20 protein-coding genes are annotated in these 19,187 nt (G+C 61.3%); 11 read left to right on the forward strand and 9 right to left on the reverse strand.

Going from position 1 to position 19,187, the window contains the following annotated elements:
• Window positions 1-50 precede the first annotated feature (50 nt).
• Both RG540_RS02215 and RG540_RS02220 read right to left on the reverse strand, forming a co-directional pair.
• Window positions 51-668, reverse strand: coding sequence for a PRC-barrel domain-containing protein (locus RG540_RS02215; RefSeq protein ID WP_038584129.1), 618 nt, complete (start codon window positions 666-668; stop codon window positions 51-53).
• Between the two features lie 192 nt (window positions 669-860).
• Window positions 861-1,742 (reverse strand): SMP-30/gluconolactonase/LRE family protein, encoded by an 882-nt coding sequence (locus RG540_RS02220; RefSeq protein WP_038584130.1) that lies wholly within the window; start codon window positions 1,740-1,742, stop codon window positions 861-863.
• A 412-nt stretch (window positions 1,743-2,154) separates the two neighbouring features.
• Here RG540_RS02220 and RG540_RS02225 point away from each other — a divergent pair, with 412 nt between their 5' ends.
• Window positions 2,155-2,886, forward strand: coding sequence for a helix-turn-helix transcriptional regulator (locus RG540_RS02225; RefSeq protein WP_038584131.1), 732 nt, complete (start codon window positions 2,155-2,157; stop codon window positions 2,884-2,886).
• On the opposite strand, the gene RG540_RS32215 is transcribed toward RG540_RS02225, so the two are convergent.
• Window positions 2,879-3,043, reverse strand: a complete 165-nt coding sequence (locus RG540_RS32215; protein WP_155414609.1) for a hypothetical protein — start codon at window positions 3,041-3,043, stop codon at window positions 2,879-2,881. The two genes, RG540_RS02225 and RG540_RS32215, sit on opposite strands and share 8 nt — an antisense overlap.
• 218 nt (window positions 3,044-3,261) lie before the next feature.
• Between RG540_RS32215 and apbC the strand changes: the two genes are divergently transcribed.
• From apbC to RG540_RS02275, 9 genes are all read left to right on the forward strand, one after another.
• Entirely contained in the window at window positions 3,262-4,452 is a 1,191-nt protein-coding gene (gene apbC / locus RG540_RS02235) for an iron-sulfur cluster carrier protein ApbC (RefSeq protein ID WP_038584133.1), read from the forward strand.
• Between the two features lie 297 nt (window positions 4,453-4,749).
• Window positions 4,750-5,721 (forward strand): magnesium transporter CorA family protein, encoded by a 972-nt coding sequence (locus RG540_RS02240; protein WP_151041137.1) that lies wholly within the window; start codon window positions 4,750-4,752, stop codon window positions 5,719-5,721.
• Window positions 5,722-5,733: 12 nt separating this feature from the next.
• On the forward strand, window positions 5,734-7,635 hold the full coding sequence (locus RG540_RS02245; RefSeq protein ID WP_038584134.1) for a potassium transporter Kup: 1,902 nt from the start codon (window positions 5,734-5,736) through the stop codon (window positions 7,633-7,635).
• A gap of 169 nt (window positions 7,636-7,804) precedes the next feature.
• Window positions 7,805-8,959 (forward strand): cell wall hydrolase, encoded by a 1,155-nt coding sequence (locus RG540_RS02250; protein ID WP_038584136.1) that lies wholly within the window; start codon window positions 7,805-7,807, stop codon window positions 8,957-8,959.
• 267 nt (window positions 8,960-9,226) lie between these two features.
• Complete coding sequence (locus RG540_RS02255) at window positions 9,227-9,592, forward strand: AtpZ/AtpI family protein (protein ID WP_038540356.1); 366 nt, start codon at window positions 9,227-9,229, stop codon at window positions 9,590-9,592.
• A 61-nt stretch (window positions 9,593-9,653) separates the two neighbouring features.
• Window positions 9,654-10,406 (forward strand): F0F1 ATP synthase subunit A, encoded by a 753-nt coding sequence (locus tag RG540_RS02260; protein ID WP_038540360.1) that lies wholly within the window; start codon window positions 9,654-9,656, stop codon window positions 10,404-10,406.
• A 67-nt stretch (window positions 10,407-10,473) separates the two neighbouring features.
• Complete coding sequence (locus RG540_RS02265; RefSeq protein WP_007774919.1) at window positions 10,474-10,701, forward strand: F0F1 ATP synthase subunit C; 228 nt, start codon at window positions 10,474-10,476, stop codon at window positions 10,699-10,701.
• A gap of 85 nt (window positions 10,702-10,786) precedes the next feature.
• A complete protein-coding gene (locus RG540_RS02270; protein ID WP_080724850.1) occupies window positions 10,787-11,386 on the forward strand; it encodes a F0F1 ATP synthase subunit B in 600 nt (199 codons plus the stop codon).
• A gap of 4 nt (window positions 11,387-11,390) precedes the next feature.
• Entirely contained in the window at window positions 11,391-11,876 is a 486-nt protein-coding gene (locus RG540_RS02275; protein ID WP_038584139.1) for a F0F1 ATP synthase subunit B, read from the forward strand.
• An 85-nt stretch (window positions 11,877-11,961) separates the two neighbouring features.
• On the opposite strand, the gene RG540_RS02280 is transcribed toward RG540_RS02275, so the two are convergent.
• Both RG540_RS02280 and RG540_RS02285 read right to left on the reverse strand, forming a co-directional pair.
• Window positions 11,962-12,630, reverse strand: a complete 669-nt coding sequence (locus RG540_RS02280; protein ID WP_038584141.1) for a ribonuclease HII — start codon at window positions 12,628-12,630, stop codon at window positions 11,962-11,964.
• Between the two features lie 169 nt (window positions 12,631-12,799).
• Window positions 12,800-13,957 (reverse strand): PA0069 family radical SAM protein, encoded by a 1,158-nt coding sequence (locus tag RG540_RS02285; RefSeq protein WP_038584143.1) that lies wholly within the window; start codon window positions 13,955-13,957, stop codon window positions 12,800-12,802.
• Between the two features lie 133 nt (window positions 13,958-14,090).
• Between RG540_RS02285 and RG540_RS02290 the strand changes: the two genes are divergently transcribed.
• A complete protein-coding gene (locus RG540_RS02290; RefSeq protein ID WP_038592892.1) occupies window positions 14,091-14,609 on the forward strand; it encodes a glycosyl transferase in 519 nt (172 codons plus the stop codon).
• 3 nt (window positions 14,610-14,612) lie between these two features.
• Here the strand turns inward: RG540_RS02290 and moaB are convergent, their stop codons facing one another.
• The 4 genes from moaB to RG540_RS02310 all read right to left on the reverse strand — a co-directional run bounded on the left by moaB (window position 14,613) and on the right by RG540_RS02310 (window position 19,108).
• The gene (moaB, locus tag RG540_RS02295) at window positions 14,613-15,161 is read right to left on the reverse strand and encodes a molybdenum cofactor biosynthesis protein B (RefSeq protein WP_038584145.1); all 549 of its coding nucleotides are present in this window, start codon (window positions 15,159-15,161) and stop codon (window positions 14,613-14,615) included.
• On the reverse strand, window positions 15,158-16,087 hold the full coding sequence (locus tag RG540_RS02300) for a 4-(cytidine 5'-diphospho)-2-C-methyl-D-erythritol kinase (protein ID WP_046599467.1): 930 nt from the start codon (window positions 16,085-16,087) through the stop codon (window positions 15,158-15,160). The genes moaB and RG540_RS02300 overlap by 4 nt, the downstream gene beginning before the upstream one ends.
• Before the next feature lie 5 nt (window positions 16,088-16,092).
• Window positions 16,093-17,928 (reverse strand): tetratricopeptide repeat protein, encoded by a 1,836-nt coding sequence (locus RG540_RS02305; RefSeq protein ID WP_038584147.1) that lies wholly within the window; start codon window positions 17,926-17,928, stop codon window positions 16,093-16,095.
• Between the two features lie 163 nt (window positions 17,929-18,091).
• On the reverse strand, window positions 18,092-19,108 hold the full coding sequence (locus RG540_RS02310) for a polyprenyl synthetase family protein (RefSeq protein WP_038584148.1): 1,017 nt from the start codon (window positions 19,106-19,108) through the stop codon (window positions 18,092-18,094).
• Window positions 19,109-19,187: the final 79 nt, after the last annotated feature.

Here is a 19,187-nt window from a genome sequence, read left to right on the forward strand (position 1 = left end):
TTCGTGGTGACGACGTGTCACCCGTTCCGGACCCTTAATTGACCGAGCGGTTACTTGCTCGGGGCAGCCGGGGTCGTCGACGGGTTGGTGGCGCCGCCTGCAGGCATCGAGGTGCCGGTGGAGGATGTGGTCGTCCGGTCGGTTTCCGCCTGCTTGTCTGCCAAGGTCTTGAATTCCGGAGCAGCCTGAAGAGCTTCTGCCGTTTCCGTCGTGGTCAGGCGCATCTCGTTGTTGTTGTTCATATCACGTGTCATGGTGATCTTGTTCATCGGCAGCCCGACTTCCTTTTCGCCGATGCCGAGGAAACCGCCGACGCCGATTACAGCTGCAACGATGCCGCCGTTTTCTTCGAGAATCAGGTCGTTGACGTCCCCGATGCTCTTGTTTTCTGCGTTGTAGACCGACTTGCCGATATAGTCGTTGGCGCTGATCTGGTTTTCGGCCTGTTCGGTCAGGTAGCCGCCGGAAGCGCTCGCCGTGTCGGTGCCGGTCTTCGGAGCTGGCGTTGCGGCGCTGTCAGCCGGTTTTGCAGCCGGAGCCGTCGGAGCGGCAGGGGCTGCCGGAGCCGGGGAGGCCGGCGGCGTCGGCTGGGTCTGGGCAAACGCTGGTGCAATGGCGGTGGACGCCAAAAGAACTGCGGCTGCCATCATGCTGAGGGTCTTCTTCATAACGAACCTACCTTCCTCTGCTCAATTTATCTCTCTGAACACACGGCGCTAGGTTGCGGACTTCTCCGCCGCGCCAGTTCGAGAGGAAAATGTTATGAAAGGCTATTGGTTCCGGGTAAGATTGCTGAAATTTTAGGCGATTAAGCGGGAACTTTTTTGCGTTTTGCTAGTTTGAAATGCCTTCTGCATTCTTTATAGTCGATAGACGGGCTCCGGATCGCATTCGATCGAGACGGCGATCTCGAAGAGCGAGCCGGCGAGGGGATCCGCGGCGCGGGCGGCCTCGTCCAAACCCTCCCAGGCAGACGTGACGGCCAAGCGATCCTTGCCGATGAAGACCGGGCAGGTGGTTCGTCGCGCCGGCACCAGGTACCGCGACAGGTGCCGGCCGTCAGCCGAATAGTGATCCAGGGCGCCTTGGCCCCATCGGGCGTTCCAGATGGTCCCGTCGCTGGCGCAGATCGAGCCGTCGATGCCGCCCGGCTTGCCGTTCTCGTCGACCAGGACTTCGGCCTCACCGTTTGGCAGACCCGTTGCGGGGTCGAGAGATATCCGCATCAGCCGGTTGGCGCGGGTATCGGCATAATAGCCAACCGCACCGTCAGGCGAAAAGCAGATCGAATTGGGGATGCTGATGTGGTCGAAGAGTTTCGTCACCTCGCCCTGTCGGACATGGTAGATCGCGCCGACGCCGTCCTCGCCCTTCCGGCCCATCGTTCCGATCCAGAAGCTGCCGGAAGGGTGCACCCTGCCGTCGTTCGAGCGGTTGCCCGGCTTTTCCGGCTCCAGTTCGCGATAGGGAGAAAGCTCGCCAGTGGCGCGGTCACGGATGAAAAGCCCCTTGTCGCTCGCGATCAGTTGTCGGGCGGCGTCGATCGACGCAAGCGCACTGCCCATCACCGGCAATGCGTGGACGATCTCCCGCCCGGTCGGCAGATGCAATTCATGCAGTCCCTTGCCGAGAATGTCGAACCACCAGAGCGTTTCCGTCTCCGATTCGAAGGACGGGCCTTCTCCAAGTTCGCAGAGGGAGGAGGAAAGGACACGGCCTTCGAAAGTGTATGTTGTCACCAAGTGAAATCTCCAATTGCATGCCGAGGTGATCAATTAGTATCATCGACGCGAGAGAGTCGGCAAACACCCTGCATAAGTGATTTGATCCCCAATAAATATCTCCTGACAAGCAGATGGAGGCATGCAAGAGTTTGCAAATGCGAGCAGATGTCATCATTATCCGAAGTTGAGGACGTATGTCATCATTACCGGGAATTAATAATAGCCACGAATTCAGCAGCAAATTAAAATTTGAAATAGCAGTCCTCCGCCACGCGGACACGTTCAGCGGGACATGTCTGGGCAAGTCCGGAGAGCCTCCCGCGTTCCAAGCGTCGGAGATGGGAACTGCGAATGCGAAAGGCCGATTGGGCGGATGTATGGGAAATACCAGGGATCGCTCGACGCCACCAGGCGAGCAGAGAAGCAAGTGATGGCCAATACCGAGAAAGCAGAAGCCCCTCGGGCCTTTGATGGAAACGTCGAAGAAATCGCCGATCTCAAGACGCAGTTCGATGTCATCCGGTTCATGAAGCGGATGGCGGAGCACTACGGTTGCCGCACGTTTATGGTTCTCAACCTGCCCCACGCCACGTCGCGCGAACTGTCCAACAATACGGTGATCACCAATTGGCCGGCGGAACTGATGTCGCTTTTCGATCGGGAAGGCATGATGCAGACGAGCCCCGTGCTCCGGCGGCTGCGCACCTCGACCATCCCGTTCACCTTCGATTTGGACACGGTGCCGCCCGAGCGGCAAGGACCAACCATCCGCGGCATTTTTGGACGATTCGGTGTCGTTCGGGGGGCTTATTTTCCGGTCCACGACATGTCCGGCAGCCGCGGCGCCGTTTCCTTCGCAGGCGATGGGCTGACATTCACACACCAGCAGATGATGGAGTTGATGTATATCTCCATCCATGTCTTCGAGCGGCTGGCGGAAATCCGCAACCTCGATGTGCGCCCGACCGATACGCTGACAGACCGGGAGATCGACTGTCTCAACTGGACGGCCGCCGGGAAGACAAGCGCCGAGATCGCCGAGATTCTCGGACTATCGGAGCATACGGTCAATCATTATCTCAATCGCGCGGCAAAGAAGCTCGATACGGTCAATCGCACCCAGGCGGTCGCCAAGGCGCTGAGAATTGGTTTGATCAAATAACCAAAACCAATGCTGCGATGCGCAAAATTTCATCGCTGCTCAAGCCGTGACCGGCGCCAAATGCGGCTTCAGCCAAGGGATGCTGCGATGCAGCAGGCGCTTTAGCCGGAAGTGGCTGAAAAAGCTCATCAATAGGAAGTATCTTCCCGTCTGGCATGTTTCGTGCTTCTGTAGCGTCAGGTCCAGAGGGGACTGCAAGCGCCCCAAGAGGCGTAACAAGAAAAGCTGCCGTTCGATCAGTGCGCCACATGGCTGCCGATCGAACGGCAGTTTATCTTGCTTGCTCCCGGCAATGCCCAACTCCTATATATCTGCGAACGCGGCATCCCGTCTTGAGGGATCTGACCGCATCAGGCATCTGGGAGTTTTGACATCATGGCTGAAGTGACGAAAGAGGAAGTTCTGGCGGTTCTTGCAAAAGTGCGCGGACCGGGCCTCGAAGGCGATATCGTCTCGCGCGGCATGGTCTCGGACGTCTTCATCTCCGACAGCAAGGTTTACTTCTCGATCACCGTGCCGGCCGCGCGGGCGAACGAACTGGAACCGTTGCGCATAGCAGCCGAACGCACGGTCAAGGCGATGCCGGGCGTAAAGGGCGCCCTGGTGACGTTGACGGCGGACCGCAAAGCCGGCTCCGCCCCACCGCCGCGTCCGCAACCAGCCGCTCCGGCAGCCCATTCGCATTCGCATGGTCACACCCATGACCACGGGCATTCCCATCCGCCCCAGGGCCAGCAGCCGGGCCAGCCGCCGCAGCGGGAAAAACCCGGCGTGCCCGGCGTCGGCGCCATCATCGCCGTGGCATCCGGCAAGGGCGGCGTCGGCAAGTCGACGACGGCTGTCAATCTCGCGCTCGGGCTTCAGGCGAATGGCCTGCGCGTCGGCATTCTCGATGCCGATATCTACGGGCCTTCCGTGCCGCGCCTCCTGAAGATCACCGGCCGGCCGCAGCAGATCGAAAACCGTATCATCAAGCCGATGGAGAATTATGGGCTGAAGGCCATGTCGATGGGCTTCCTCGTCGACGAGGAGACGGCGATGATCTGGCGAGGGCCGATGGTCCAGTCGGCGCTGCTGCAGATGCTGCGCGAAGTCGCCTGGGGCGACCTCGACGTGCTCGTCGTCGACATGCCGCCGGGCACCGGCGACGTGCAGCTCACTATGGCCCAGCAGGTGCCGCTGGCCGGCGCGGTGATCGTTTCGACGCCGCAGGATCTGGCGCTCCTCGATGCACGCAAGGGCATCGCCATGTTCCGCAAGGTCGAGGTGCCGCTGCTCGGCATCGTTGAGAACATGAGTTATTTCCTCGCTCCCGATACCGGCAAGCGTTACGACATCTTCGGTCACGGCGGGGCCAGGGCCGAGGCAGAGCGGATCGGCGTGCCATTCCTCGGCGAGGTTCCGCTGACGATCGACATCCGGGAACGTTCAGATGCCGGCACTCCGGTCGTGGCCTCCGATCCGCAAAGTGCCTCGGCCAAGATCTACCGGGAGATCGCCGCCAGGGTATGGGCCGAACTCGGCGACCTCACCCCCCGACAAGCGCCGGCAATCGTTTTCGAATAAATATGCCGCGACATTTTGGAATACCTCCCTGCCGCTGGTGGGGAGGCACTTTCGTGGGCGTTTCCGGTCAAGGCTTTGATGTAGGCCGCGAATCGTCTTGTTACTGAAGGCCCCTTGAACATATTCGGCCGGAGAGTCATGTTGCGGCGCCCACTGCGGGATTTGTACGGCTCTTGATTTTGACGACGGCTGTCTCTATAGGCCCGTCCCGCCGGGGGCCGGCTGGCGGTCCCGGAACCAGGGAACCGGTAAGCCCGCTTCTCGTTCAAGGCCGACGAACTCGGCCGGAGACCACGATTGATCAATGCCTATAGCGCCACTGGCTCGATGAAGACGCTTGCACCGGCCGAGGCGTTGCGACAGCTTGCCGACGATATCGTCTGGATCGATCTGATCGAACCGACGCCGCAGGAAGACGCCTATGTCGAAAGTCTCCTCGGAATTCAGGTTCCGACCCGCGACGACCTGAAGGACATAGAGCCCTCGAGCCGCCTTTATATCGAGAAGGATTCCGTGTTCATGACCGCGTCGCTCGTCTGGCGCGCCGACGGCAAGGATCCGCAGCTCACCGACATCGCCTTCATCCTGTCCGGCAACCGGCTGATCACCGTGCGTTATGCCGAGCCGAAAAGCTTCCAGCTGTTCATCGCCGGCCTTAGCCGCCTCCCGGAGGCCGGGCGCGATGGCGCCACGCTTCTGGCAAAACTTCTCGAAACCATTGCCGACCGCACCGCTGAAATTCTCGAGCAGACGGTCGATCGCGTCGATGCACTGTCGACGGATATCTTCCGTGATCGCGGCAAGCGCCGGCCGCCGCAATTCCTGGAGCGCAAGCTTGCCGACATCGCCGAATACCACCGGCTGATCAGCAAGGTGCGCGACAGCCTCGGCTCGCTTGCCAGGCTATTGACCTTCCTGATGAACGTGCCATTGATCAGCCAGGACAAGAGCGACGACAACCTCTGTCGCACGGTGGCGCGGGACGTCGATTCGCTTTCGGAACATGCCTCTTATATCGCCGGCAACATCGCCTTTCTGCTGGATGCCTCGCTCGGCCTAATCAATGTCGAGCAGAACTCCATCATCAAGATATTCTCCATCGCGTCGGTGGTGTTCTTGCCGCCGACACTCGTTGCCTCCATCTACGGCATGAACTTTCATTTCATGCCGGAACTCGACTGGCATCTCGGATATCCGCTCGCGATCCTTGCGATGCTCATGTCCGCCATCATCCCCTTTTTCTTCTTTCGCTGGAAAGGCTGGCTTTAGGCCGGATATCCCATGGGTCACCCCGCTGAACATCACGCTGCCGAGAAAACCAAGGTCCAGGGCCTTTTTGCGCTCGCACTCGGCTCCGTCGGCGTCGTCTACGGCGACATCGGCACGAGCCCGCTTTATGCCTTTCGCGAAGCCCTCAAGCCGATCGCCCACGACGGCGTCACCGAGCTTGAGGTCATCGGCCTCATCTCGCTGATGATCTGGACGCTGACGATCATCGTCACGTTCAAATACGTGCTCTTCCTACTGCGCGCCGACAACGACGGCGAAGGCGGCACGCTTTCGCTGCTGGCACTTCTGACCAAGTCCGCCAACGGTCACAGGGCGCTGCTGATGCTGCTCGGCCTGATCGGCGCAGCACTCTTCCTCGGCGATGCGATGATCACCCCGGCGCTGTCGGTTCTGTCCGCGGTCGAAGGCCTGAAGCTGGTGGCGCCGTCGATGAGCCGCGCCGTGCTGCCGATCTCGGTCGGCATCCTGATCGGGCTCTTCGCCATCCAGTCGAAGGGGACAGGTCTGGTCTCCCGTTTCTTCGGGCCGATCACCGCCGTCTGGTTCATCGTCATCGGTGCCGGCGGCATCGCCCATATTTCGGATGACTATAGCATTCTGGCGGCTTTCAATCCGCTCTATGCGGTCGAGTTCATGCTGAACGAAAATTTCGTCGGCATCGTCGTTCTCGGCGCCGTCTTCCTGACGGTGACGGGCGCCGAAGCGCTTTATGCCGATCTTGGCCATTTCGGCCGCCGGCCGATCCAGTGGGCCTGGTTCACGCTTGTCTTCCCGGCGCTGACCTTGAACTACCTGGGGCAGGGCGCCCTGGTGCTGAAGCATCCGGAAGCGATGTCCGACCCGTTCTACCTGATGTTCCCGCAATGGGCGCTGCTGCCCGTGGTCATTCTGGCGACTGCGGCCACCATCATCGCCAGCCAGGCGGTGATCACCGGCGCCTTCTCGTTGGTGCGCCAGGGGATCCATCTCGGCTATCTCCCGCGCATGCAGATCCAGTTCACTTCCGAGACCAATACCGGGCAGATCTTCCTGCCGTCGGTCAACACCCTTCTTCTGGTCGGTGTCATCGCGCTGGTTCTGGGTTTCGAAAGCTCGGATTCGCTCGCCACCGCCTACGGTATCTCCGTGACCGGCGCCATGGTCGTCACCACCCTGATGGCGTTCGAGTTCGTACGGATAAAGTGGAAATGGCCACAGACTTTCGCGATCTGTATTCTGGCCCCGCTGCTTGCCCTGGAACTGGTCTTCCTCGGCGCCAACCTGTTGAAGATCCACGACGGCGGCTGGGTGCCGGTGATGATGGCGATCATCTTCACGATCGTCATGTGGACCTGGAAGCGCGGCACGGCGATCCTGTTCGAAAAGACCCGCCGCATCGACGTGCCGCTCGAAACCTTCATTCCGATGGTCGAGAAGAAGAGCGATCATGCGCCGGTCTCCGTGCCCGGCGTCGCGATCTTCCTGACGAGCGACCCGGAAACCGCGCCGGCCGCCCTGCTGCACAACATCAAGCACAACCACGTTCTGCACGAAAAGAACGTCGTGCTGACCATCATCACCGTCAACAAGCCGCGCGTGTCGCTCGAGGAGCGGTTCAAGATCGAAAAGCTGTCGGACCGCTTCACGCTGATCGAATTGCGCTTCGGCTTCATGCAGTCCCATAATGTCTCGCAGGCGCTTGCCTATCTGCGCAAGACCGGCTTCAAGTTCGACATCATGTCGACGTCCTTCTATCTCGGCCGTCGCAAGCTGGTGCCGGATGCCGCTTCCGGCATGCCGATGTGGCAGGACCGGTTGTTCATCGCCATGGCCAACACCGCGACCGACCCCTCGGACTATTTCCATCTGCCCGCCAACCGCGTCGTCGAACTCGGCTCGCATGTCATCATCTGAGGCGCGGCATTTGGCGTGCCCTTCGCCGACATTGATGTGAATGTGCTAATTCAGGCCGGGTACCGGGCTTTTCGGCCGCCGGCGTTAACCGCTCATCAAGGTTAATGATTGATCTTCATCGGGTTCTTGTTGCCCTGTGGAGTTTAAGGTTTTGCGTTCGAAGAGCGTTTTGCGTCGCAGGTCCTCATCCGGACTGAGTGGATGGACTTCCCCGGCCGTCTTCGGCCTTGCCTGCTGGCTGATCTTTCCGTCCGCCCCGGCCCACGGCGATCTTGCCGATCTTCTGACCGGTTTCGATGGCGCCGAACAATGGCGCATGGTGCTGACCGATTCGCCGGCGGGCTCCATCCATCAGGCCTCGCTCGCGTTTCCCGGCGTCAAGAATGCCGTCTCCGGCAATGCCGGCCTCGAACTTCCCGATGGCCGCAAGATCGCCCTTGTCGACGAAAAGCAGTCCTCCGATCCGCGCCCGGATGAAGACCGCGTCAACCGCGCCGCCAAGAAGGGCCGCATTGTCAGCGTCGAGCCCATGCAGCCGCCGAAGGCGTTTTCCGCCGGCTCCGTGCTGCAGCGTTCGAGTGCGCTCACTTCGCCCATCGAAGAGAAAGATGCGATGACAGCCTTCTTGAAGGCCGGCAAGAATGACGCTCCGGTAGAGCTCGCGTCCTTCTATTTCCGCAAGGATGAACCGAGGCGGGCAGAGGACGAGCTCATGCCGATGATCGCCAGCCTCATCAACAATCCGAATGCTGATGTGCTGGCCGCCGCCTATGCGCCGGCGGAACCCGATTTCGCCAAACAGTCACCGTTCGACGCCATTCTGACTGAAAAGAAAAAGCCTGGCCGGTTCATCCCGCCGATCAGTGCTGATGACCATGCCTGGGCCGCAACCCCGCTGCCGCCCGATTCCTTCTCGGCCAAGCAGCAGCAATGCCTCTCATCCGGTATTTATTTCGAGTCGCGCGGCGAATCCGCCCGCGGCCAGGCCGCCGTTGCCCAGGTCATCCTCAACCGGGTGCGCAATCCGGCCTATCCGAAGACGATCTGCGACGTCGTCTACCAGAACGAGGACTGGCGCAACCGCTGCCAGTTCTCCTTTGCCTGCGACAATATCAAGGACCGTATCCGCTCCGAATATCATTGGACGATGGCCCGCGAAGTGGCGATGGCGGTGACCGCCGGCAAGATCTGGCTGCCGGAAGTCGGTTCCGCCACGCATTATCATGCGGTCTATGTTCATCCGGACTGGGCGCGCACGATGAAGAAGGTCGGCCGCATCGGCCTGCACGTCTTCTATCGTACCTATGGCGGCGGCTGGAGCTGAGCCGCTCCCCATCGCCGCAACAGGCAGCGATTCCCGCGGCAGTTTTACCCGGCTTCGGTTGTATCTGTTTTAAGCGGTTGAATTTGCTCGGTTAATTTACCTGGAATGAAGAGTCCCGGATGCCTTGACTATAAGGACGGGCAAAACTATGTTGCGCGCGACTTGAAAACGGGCCGGATGGCGCGAAATCCCTCGCTAACTGCAGTTTTTTGCGGTTGGAAAGCATAAAACCGGTTGTGCCGGAAGCAAAAATAGGGGAGGACGCACATGACGGATCACCGCGACGATGGTCTGGAAGAGCGCCGGAAGCGCTTGTCCGCAGAACTTGCGGACAGGAAGGCCGACGACGTGGCAGAGGCGAAGAGGGACGCGCAATCCGAGGAAAGCCGAAAAGGCATGGCCTTGGGTTTCAAGCTTTCCTCCGAGTTCATCTCCGCAGTCGCGGTGGGGGCTATTCTGGGCTTCATGCTCGACCGTTTTGCCGGCACTGCGCCGTGGGGGATGATTGTTCTTCTTCTCCTCGGGTTCTGTGCCGGTGTGCTGAATGTGCTTCGCTCCGTGGGAAAGGTGGCTCCGTCGCCGCTTATCACCGGGCAAAGCGGCAAGGATGAGAAGGGAAACGGCGGCCGCTGAGGCTCTGCTTCCTGAATGAAAATTGGGCCGACCTGGCGCGGCTAAGGACAAGAGGTAGACGGTGGCAAACGATCCGATCCATCAGTTCCAGATCAGCAAGATCGTTCCGATCCAGATCGGCGGCATCGATTTCTCCTTTACCAATGCATCTCTGTTCATGGTCGCCACCGTCGCCTGCGCCGCCGGCTTCCTGTATTTCGCCACCTCGCAGCGCGGCCTGATCCCCGGGCGGGCGCAGTCGGTCGCGGAAATGTCCTATGAGTTCATCGCCGGCATGCTGCGCGAAGGCGCCGGCAGCAGCGGCATGAAATTCTTCCCGCTGGTCTTCTCGCTGTTCATGTTCGTGCTGACCGCCAACCTGCTCGGCATGTTCCCGTATTTCTATACGATCACCAGCCAGATCATCGTCACCTTCGCTCTGGCGCTGCTGGTTATCGGCACCGTCATCGTCTACGGCTTCTACAAGCACGGACTGCACTTCCTGCAACTCTTCGTGCCGAGCGGCATTCCCGGCCTGCTGATCCCGCTGGTCGTCGCCATCGAAGTCATTTCCTTCCTGTCCCGTCCGATCTCGCTGTCTGTTCGTTTGTTTGCGAACATGCTCGCCGGCCACATCACGCTCAAAGTGTTCGCAGGCTTCGTCGCCTCGCTCGGAACCATGGGCGCACTGGGCGTTGGCGGCGCAGTCCTGCCTCTCATCATGACGGTCGCCCTGACCGGTCTCGAATTCCTCGTCGCCTTCCTCCAGGCTTACGTCTTTGCGGTACTGACTTGCATGTACCTCAACGATGCGATCCATCCCGGCGGGCACTAAGGATAACCGACATTGGCGTCCTGGGCGTCAGTCATCAGCCGCAACAACCATTTCGAAGGAGTTTCTCATGGAAGCGGAAGCAGCAAAGTTCATCGGTGCAGGCCTGGCTTGCTTTGGCATGGCCGGCACGGCTCTTGGCCTTGGCAACATCTTCGGCAGCTACCTGTCGGGCGCTCTGCGCAACCCGTCCGCCGCTGACAGCCAGTTCGGCCGTCTGGTGTTCGGCTTCGCCGTTACGGAAGCTCTGGGCATCTTCTCGCTGCTCATCGCTCTCCTGCTCCTGTACGCAGTCTAAGATCTGTCCAGGAAATATCGGATCGCGGCCGCTTGCAAACAGCGCGCCGTGATCCTTCGCATTTGGAATACACCTGGAGGTGATGATGTTCGTGACCTCGGCATATGCGCAAACCGCGCCGGCCGCTACTGATCCGCATGCCGCGCCTGCTGGCGAAGCGCATACCGAAACCGGCGCTGCCCATGGCGGCGGCGTCTTTCCGCCGTTCGACGCGACCCATTTTTCGTCGCAGTTGCTTTGGCTCGTCATCACCTTCGGCCTCTTCTATCTTTTGATGAAAAAGGTCATCGTTCCTCGCGTCGGCGGCATTCTCGAACACCGCCACGACCGGATCGCTCAGGACCTCGATGAAGCCGCCCGCCTGAAGGCGGAAGCGGACGCTGCCGTCGAGACCTATGAAAAGGAACTGGCGGCTGCCCGTTCCAAGGGCCACAAGATTGCCGAAACCGCGCGCGAGGCCGCCAAGACCAAGGCTGCCGCCGACCGCACCGCGATCGAGGCCGAACTTGCCGGCAAGCTCGCTGCTGCGGAAACCCGCATCGGCGAAATCAAGGCAAAAGCTTTTGCAGAAGTCGGCCAGATTGCTGAAGAAACTGCCACCGCCATCGTCGATCAGCTGATCGGCGCCAAGGCGAGCGGCGACGACATCAAGGCTGCAGTCGCAGCCGCGAAGACGGAGGCCTGATCCTATGGCATTCGATGCAACATTTTTCGCATTCGTCGGCCTCGTTCTCTTCCTGGCCCTGGTCGTCTATCTGAAAGTGCCTGGCATGATGGCGAAGTCGCTCGACGAGCGCGCCGCCAACATCAGCAAGGAACTCGACGAAGCCAAGCGTCTGCGCGAGGAAGCGCAAACCCTGCTCGCCGAATACCAGCGCAAGCGCAAGGAAGCCGAAGCGGAAGCCGCACAGATCGTGGCTGTCGCCGAGCGTGAAGCAGCGGCTCTGACCGAGGAAGCTCGCCAGAAGACCGACGAATTCGTCACTCGCCGCAACGCGCTTTCCGAGCAGAAGATCAAACAGGCGGAAGCCGAAGCGATCGGCGCCGTGCGCGCTGCCGCAGTCGACCTCGCCATCGCCGCTGCCCAGAGCGTTATCGCCCGCAAGGCCGATGCCTCCACCCAGGACACGCTCTTCAAGGACGCCGTCGGCAAGGTGCAGTCGCGTTTGAACTGATTTCGGTCACATAAGAATTCAAAAAGGCCGGGCGAAAAACCCGGCCTTTTTGTTTTTGGAGAATGAACGAAGGACTTGCCGCGCATCAAGCCTCCGGCAGGTCGTCCTTCTTCAGCGGCCGAAAGCTCATGCGGTGCAGCGAGCACGGCCCATGCGCCTCGATACCGGCGCGGTGTTGCGCTGTCCCATAACCCACGTGATTGGCAAACCCGTAAGCCGGGAAGACCAGATGAGCGCGGGTCATCATCCGGTCGCGGGTGACTTTTGCGATGATAGAGGCAGCGGCGATCGAAACGGAGCGGGCATCGCCCTTGATGACCGCTTTACCGGGGCAGCAAAGCCCCTGCGGCACGTCGCGGCCGTCGGTGAGCACATAGGCCGGCGTGACGGCAAGCCCCGCCACTGCGCGGCGCATGGCGTCGAGGCTGGCGCGCAGGATGTTGCGTTCGTCGATATGGCGTGGGCTGGAGGCGGCGATCGAAACTTCGGCGGTCGCCATGATCGCCTCGAACAGAATTTCCCGCTGGCTGGCGGTCAATTGCTTGGAATCGTTGAGGCCGTCCGGAATATTGTCTGGGTCGAGGATGACAGCGGCGGCGACGACCGGGCCTGCCAGCGGACCGCGTCCCGCCTCATCTGTGCCCGCGACCGGCCAGTGGCCGGCCCGGCGTGCCACAAGTTCCAGACTGAAATCCGGAACCAGCGGAATGTCTTCGAAAAGCATCGGAGAATCGGGCGACGTGCGAGGTAACATGGCGGCAACCTCGCACGTCGTCCCGACCTCCTGCAACCCCCGGCCAAGCGATTGCGGCGTCGCTATCCACCGAGGGGCGGCGGTGGAACCCGGGGTATTTTTCCGACGCGGGGACAGGGCGGGTCGCGTCGGAAATGGGAATTTACAATCGAACCTGAATAAGGTCCGGTCAGAGCAGCGAGAGCTGGATGCCGCCGCCGTCGGGGCGCAGGAAGATGTCGTCGCGCAGCGGCAGGCCGCGCCGGACCATGCCGAGCCGCTTGGTCGCCATCTCGAAACGGCGGCCGATCTGCCAGGCATAGGGACCGGCGCCTCTCATCCGCTTGCCCCATTCGGCGTCGTAATCCTTGCCGCCGCGCATCGAGCGGACGAGAGACATCACATGCCGGTAGCGGTCCGGATAATTCTGCAGCAGCCAGTCGCGGAAGAGGGGGCTCACTTCCAGCGGCAGGCGCAGGAGCACATAGCTTGCTTCCGTCGCCCCTGCCGCATGGCCGGCGTCGAGGATCCGCTCGATCTCATGGTCGTTGAGTGCCGGAATGACGGGTGCCACCATGACCGCGGTCGGAATGCCGGCATCGGTCAACGCCTTGATGGCAGTGAGGCGCTTGGGAGGGGTCGAGGCGCGCGGCTCCATGGTGCGGGCAAGCTTGCGGTCGAGCGTGGTCACCGAAATCCCGACCTTCGCGAGCCCCTTGGATGCCATGTCGGCAAGAATGTCGATGTCGCGGGTAATCAGCGCCGACTTGGTGACGATCGCGACCGGATGATTGGCCTTCTGCAGCACTTCGAGGATCTGCCGCATGATCCGCCATTCCCGCTCGATCGGCTGATAGGGGTCGGTATTGGTGCCGATCGCGATCGCCCGCACTTTGTAGTCCGGGCGGCTTAGCTCCCGTTCCAGCAGTTTCGGCACGTCAGGCTTGGCAAACAGCTTCGATTCGAAATCGAGGCCTGGGGACAGACCCATGAAACTGTGCGTCGGCCGGGCGAAGCAATAGATGCAGCCATGCTCGCAGCCGCGATAGGGATTGATTGAGCGGTCGAACGAAAGGTCCGGCGATTCGTTGCGGGTGATCGCGGTGCGCGGCTTTTCCACCTGCACCTCGGTCTTGAACGGTTCGAGCTCCTCCAGCGTCTGCCAGCCGTCGTCGAAGGCCTCGCGGCGCTCCTCCTCGAAACGGCCGCTCGGATTGAGCCCCGCACCGCGTCCGCGACGCCGGTCGATCTCCACCCGAAGACCGGAGGATTGGACCAACGCATCGGCAATATCGGCCGTATGAGCAGGCGCGAAAGCGTCCTGCCGCAATTGATGCAGCTCGTTCATGGGTTAGCTCCTGAAGGGGAAATTCCCCGTTCCTGATGATTAAATTCCTAGCGCTGAAACAAGAACATTGCAAGAACAAAATTTGGAACCCGTGTTTCTGGTGTTCCTTGTTGCAATGCGTTACATGTCAGGGATGCTGACTGTCATCATGGAATGCCGCGATCAGGAATCCGAGCTGGCGCAGACGCTCTCGGTGCTCGTTTCCGCTGCGGTGGAGGGACTTGTAAGCGATGTCGTGGTGCTCGATCACGGTTCGCGGGACGGTTCCTCCAGTGTCGCCGATGCGGCCGGCTGCCGTTTTTATGGCCATTGGGACATCAAGGATATTTTGCGCGGCGCCCGTGGAGAATGGTTGTTGCTGGTCGAACCTGGCTCCCGGCTGCAGGGGGGCTGGATCGATGAGGTGATGGAATATATCGCGCTCAACAAGCAGCCGGCCCGCTTCGCGCCCGCCCGCAATTACCGGCGGCCGTTCTTCAAGCGCCTCGGCCGTGCCGTGCCGCCGCTGGAATACGGCATGCTGCTGCCGAAGCGGCAGGCGATTGCGCTCGCAAAGTCGGGGATGGACCTGGAAACGCTGGCGCGGGGCCAGAAGGTGGCGAAGCTCGCCAGCGAGATGATCCCGGCCTGGGTGGCCGCGGCCGTCAGGTAGCGCCTATTTGCCGCCGCGCTTCAGGTGCTCGTCGAGCCGCGGCATAATCTCGATGAAATTGCAGGGCATGTGGCGGTAGTCGAGTTGCGCCTTCAAAATGCCGTCCCACGCATCCTTGCAGGCGCCGGGCGAGCCCGGCAGCACGAAGATGAAGGTGGCGTTCGCCACCCCGCCGGTCGCCCGCGACTGGATCGTCGACGTGCCGATCTTGTCGTAGGAAATCCGGTGGAACACCTCCGAAAAACCGTCCATGCGCTTTTCGAACAACGGCTCCAGCGCCTCCGGCGTCACGTCCCGGCCGGTAAAGCCCGTGCCACCTGTGGTGATCACCACGTCGATATCGGGATCGAGCGTCCATTCCCGCACCTTACCGGCAATGCGGTCCTTGTCGTCCGGCACGATCGCTCGCGCCTTCAGGTCGTGGCCGGCCTCGGCGATGCGCGACACCAGCGTGTCGCCGGACTTGTCGTCGGCAGGCGTGCGCGTGTCGGAGACGGTCAGCACGGCGATGCCGACGGGGATGAAGGAACGGGTTTCGTCGCTCCGGTTCATTGGATTCTCTCGGGCACCTGTCCAACGGTTCTCACCGCCTGAAAATACCATTCCGGCTTCTGGCCGTTAAGGTTCTCCATCGCCTTTTCCGCCGCTTCGAAGGAAGGAAATATCCCGAAACAGGTGGCGCCCGAACCGGACATCCGCGTCAGCATCGTGCCTTCCGCGCCGATCAGGCTGGAAATCTGGTCGATCTCACGCACCAGCGAGCGCGCCGGCGGCTCAAGGTCGTTGCGCAGCATCTTCAGAAAGCTGATCCAGTCGCCGTCGAGCGCGCCGATCGGCGAATTGTCCTTCTGGGTCAGGCGGCGGAAGATACCCGGCGTCGAGACCCCGACCAGCGGATTGCCGAGCACCAGCGACAACGATGGCAGGTCGGGAAGGGCGGTCAGCTCTTCGCCTATCCCCCTGGCCATCAGCGGTTCGCTCTTCAGGCACATCGGCACGTCGGCGCCGAGTGAAAGACCAAGCACTGCCAGTTCCTCCGCCGGCAGCCCGACATTCCACAAGCGCATCAGACCACGCAGCGTTGCCGCAGCATCCGCCGAACCGCCGCCGATACCGGCCGCGACCGGCAGGTTCTTTTCAAGATGAATGGCAACCGGCGGCGCCGAAACGCCTTTATCCTGCAGTGCCTTGCGCAGGAGATCGCGGGCTTTCAGCACGAGATTGCCGTGCTTGCCCTCGACGGATGTCGGCAGCAGCGAGGCGAACCGGCCGGAAAAGGAAATGCCGTCTGCGTCCGCGTCGCTGAAACCGAGCCGATCCCCCGTGTCGGCAAAGGTCACGATACTTTCGAGCAGGTGATAACCGTCGGCCCGCTGGCCCGTCACATGCAGGGCAAGATTAATCTTGGCGGGCGCGAGTTCGAAAAGGTTCGCCTCGTCGGCGAACCGGCTGTCAGATGACAAATTGCCCAGAAACATGGGCGTCAGGATTTCTTGTCAGGATTGGCCGGCGCCGGCGGAGCGGGCGCTACGGGTTCGGACGGGCTGCGGTCGGCAGTCGTCGCGTTCGGATCGAGCGGGGGCAGGCCCTTCTCGATCTTCTCCTTGATCTGCTCGCGGTTGATGTCCTCGCCTTCCGAGATCAGCGCGCGATTCCATTGGTAGACGGCTTCGAGCTTGCGCCCGACACGCCAGTAGGAATCGCCCAGATGGTCGTTGATCGTCGAATCGCCGGCGCGCAGCTGCACCGCACGTTCGAGCTCGGTCACGGCATCGTCGAACTTACCCATGCGGAAATAGGCCCAGCCGAGCGAGTCGACGATATAGCCGTCATCCGGCCGCGCATCGACGGCCCGCTTGATCATGCCGAGACCCTCGTCGAGGTTCTTGTTCATGTCGACCAGCGAATATCCGAGATAGTTGAGCACCTGCGGCTGTTCAGGGTTGAGTTCCAGCGATTTGCGGAAACTTGGCTCGGCCTTCTCCCAGTTCTTCAGCCGCTCGTAGGCGATGCCGCGCTGGAAGAAGATGGTCCAGTCGCCCGGCTTCGGCACCGGCCCGATGACCTCGGCCGCCTTGTCGTAGGTCTCGGCCATGGTCTTGTAGTCCTTGGCGTCGGAAAGCACGCTGCCATAGGCGATGTAGCTGCGGATGTCCGACGGATCGGATTCGATCAGCGATTTCAGGTGCTGCTTGGCTTCGTTCACCTTGCCGGTGTCGGAAAGCGTCACGCCGAGCTGCAGTTCGGAAATCCGGCGCATCGGCGAATCGGCCGGAACGCTCGCATAGAACTTGATGGCGCGATCGGGCTGCTTGAGCTTCTCGGCGATGCCGCCGAGCAGGATCAGCGTGTCGGCACTCTTGACGTCGAGCGCGTGGGAAATCTGCAGGTAGAGCGAGACCATGTCCTCGGCACCCTGGCGGTTCAGCGCGCCACCGATCGAAAACAGCACGCCGGCCGCACCTTCGGCGGCGTTGCTCACCTGCTGCTGGGGCTTCTCGCCCTTTTCGATGCTCTGGCGGAGCGCTTTCAGCGGCGCATAATTGGAGACCATGCCGTCACCGACGGAGATCGCATCGAGCGCCTTCTGCTTGTTGCCGGCAGCCGCTTCAAGACGCGCAAGCGCCATGACGGCGCGCATAAACGTGTCCGGCGCGGTGGCGACGGCTTCTTTGTTGGTGACGGCGGTGTTGAGATGCTGCCGTGCAGTGCCGATATCCCCGGTCACCAGCGCCATGGCGCCGAGATGGTAGTCGGTGAATACCTTGTACCAGGGCGGTCCCTTGAGGTTGTTGATGCTGGCCATCGCCTGCTTGCCCTTGCCGGCGCCGACATCCGCCCAGGCGGAGAGAAGCTGGTGGGTCAGCCGGTCGAGATCGTTCGGCCCCTCATAGGCAAGCACTTTCTTGGCGATGTCGAACTTTTTGTCACGCAGGGCATCGAGGCCGCGGACGATCTTGGTGATCCGCTCGACGGCGGTGTCATCCTTCAACGCATTGGCCTCGGTGAGACCCTGGTCGAAATCGCCGTTGAGCAGCAGCGAGATCATCAGCCGTTCGCGGATTTCCAGGTTGGCGGGATCGAAAGCCAGCGCCTTGCGGTAAAGCGCGATCGCGGTGTCGTAGTCGTGGTCGACGTCGGCAGTGCGGGCCGCCAGAAAGGCGCCGGAAAACGTCTTCACGTTGCCGGGACCGAACGTCACGGTGTCTTTCACCGCTGGCTTCGCTTCCGCCGTCGCCGCATTGGCCACCGTTCCGAACATGAGGACGGTTGCGAGCGCCGCGCTGGAGAGCAGAAGAAGGCTGGATTTCCGCCGCATAAAGATGCCTTTCGTAAGAGCATGGCGATTCGGTGAGATACCGCCGCCAATTTCGCCCTATTGATTCACGATAGAATGGCTTTTTTGAAGCAGGTCCGCAAGGAAATCCCCAGCGCCGCACGGGGGCGGCGCCGGTCACACCTTCGTCAACGGACGCCGAGCGTCAGTTGACGCGTTGGATCGAGAAGTCGATGACTTCGAGAAGAGCGGCCTTGAGCGGCGAGGCGGGAAGCGGCGCCAGCGCATCGCGGGCGATCGTCCCGTAATGCAGCGCGCGGCCAATCGTGTCGTTCAGGGCGCCGTATTTGTTGATCAATCCGAGCGCCTTTTCGAGGTTCTCATCGCTGCTTTCGCCCTTCTCGATCGCCTGGCGCCAGAAGGCGCGCTCGGCCTCGGTGCCGCGGCGATAGGAGAGGATGACGGGCAGCGTGATCTTGCCCTCGCGGAAATCGTCGCCGACATTCTTGCCGAGATCGGCAGCCTTGCCGCCGTAATCGAGCGCATCGTCGACGAGCTGGAAGGCAAGGCCGAGGTTCATGCCGTAGGATTTCAGTGCGCCCCGGCCGGCCTTGTCGGCATTGGCGATGATCGGGCCTACTTCGGCAGCGGCTGCAAACAGGGCCGCCGTCTTGGCGCGGATGACCGAAAGATAATCGTCCTCGGTCGTTTCCATGTTCTTGGCGACGGACAGCTGCAGCACCTCGCCCTCGGCGATCACAGAAGCCGCGGCTGACAGCACGTCGAGCGCTTCGAGCGATCCGACATCGACCATCATCCGGAACGCCTGGCCGAGCAGGAAGTCACCGACCAGAACGCTTGCCTGGTTGCCCCAGATCATCCGCGCGGTCGAGCGTCCCCGCCGCAGGTCGCTTTCGTCGACCACGTCGTCATGGAGCAGCGTTGCGGTGTGCATGAACTCGACGCTGGTCGCGAGTTTTACATGACCTTCGCCCTGATAGCCGAACAGGGCGGCGGAGGCGAGCGTCAGCATCGGCCGCAGCCGCTTGCCGCCCGACGAGATCAGGTGGTTGGCAACTTCCGGGATCATCTGCACGTCGGAGCCGGCCTTGGACAGGATCAACTGGTTGACCCGATCCATGTCCGCCTTGGTCAGATCCACCAGCGGTTTGACGGATGCCAGTTTGTTTTTGCCTTCTTCAAGCGGTATGACGACGCCCAATGTCAGGCCTCCCTATCGAAATCTTTCAAACGACAATAGAAAGAGGCTGATAGTGCGGCAAGCGCAAATCGCATCCCGC

Source organism: Neorhizobium galegae bv. orientalis str. HAMBI 540 (assembly GCF_000731315.1).
Taxonomy (GTDB): Bacteria; Pseudomonadota; Alphaproteobacteria; order Rhizobiales; family Rhizobiaceae; genus Neorhizobium; species Neorhizobium galegae.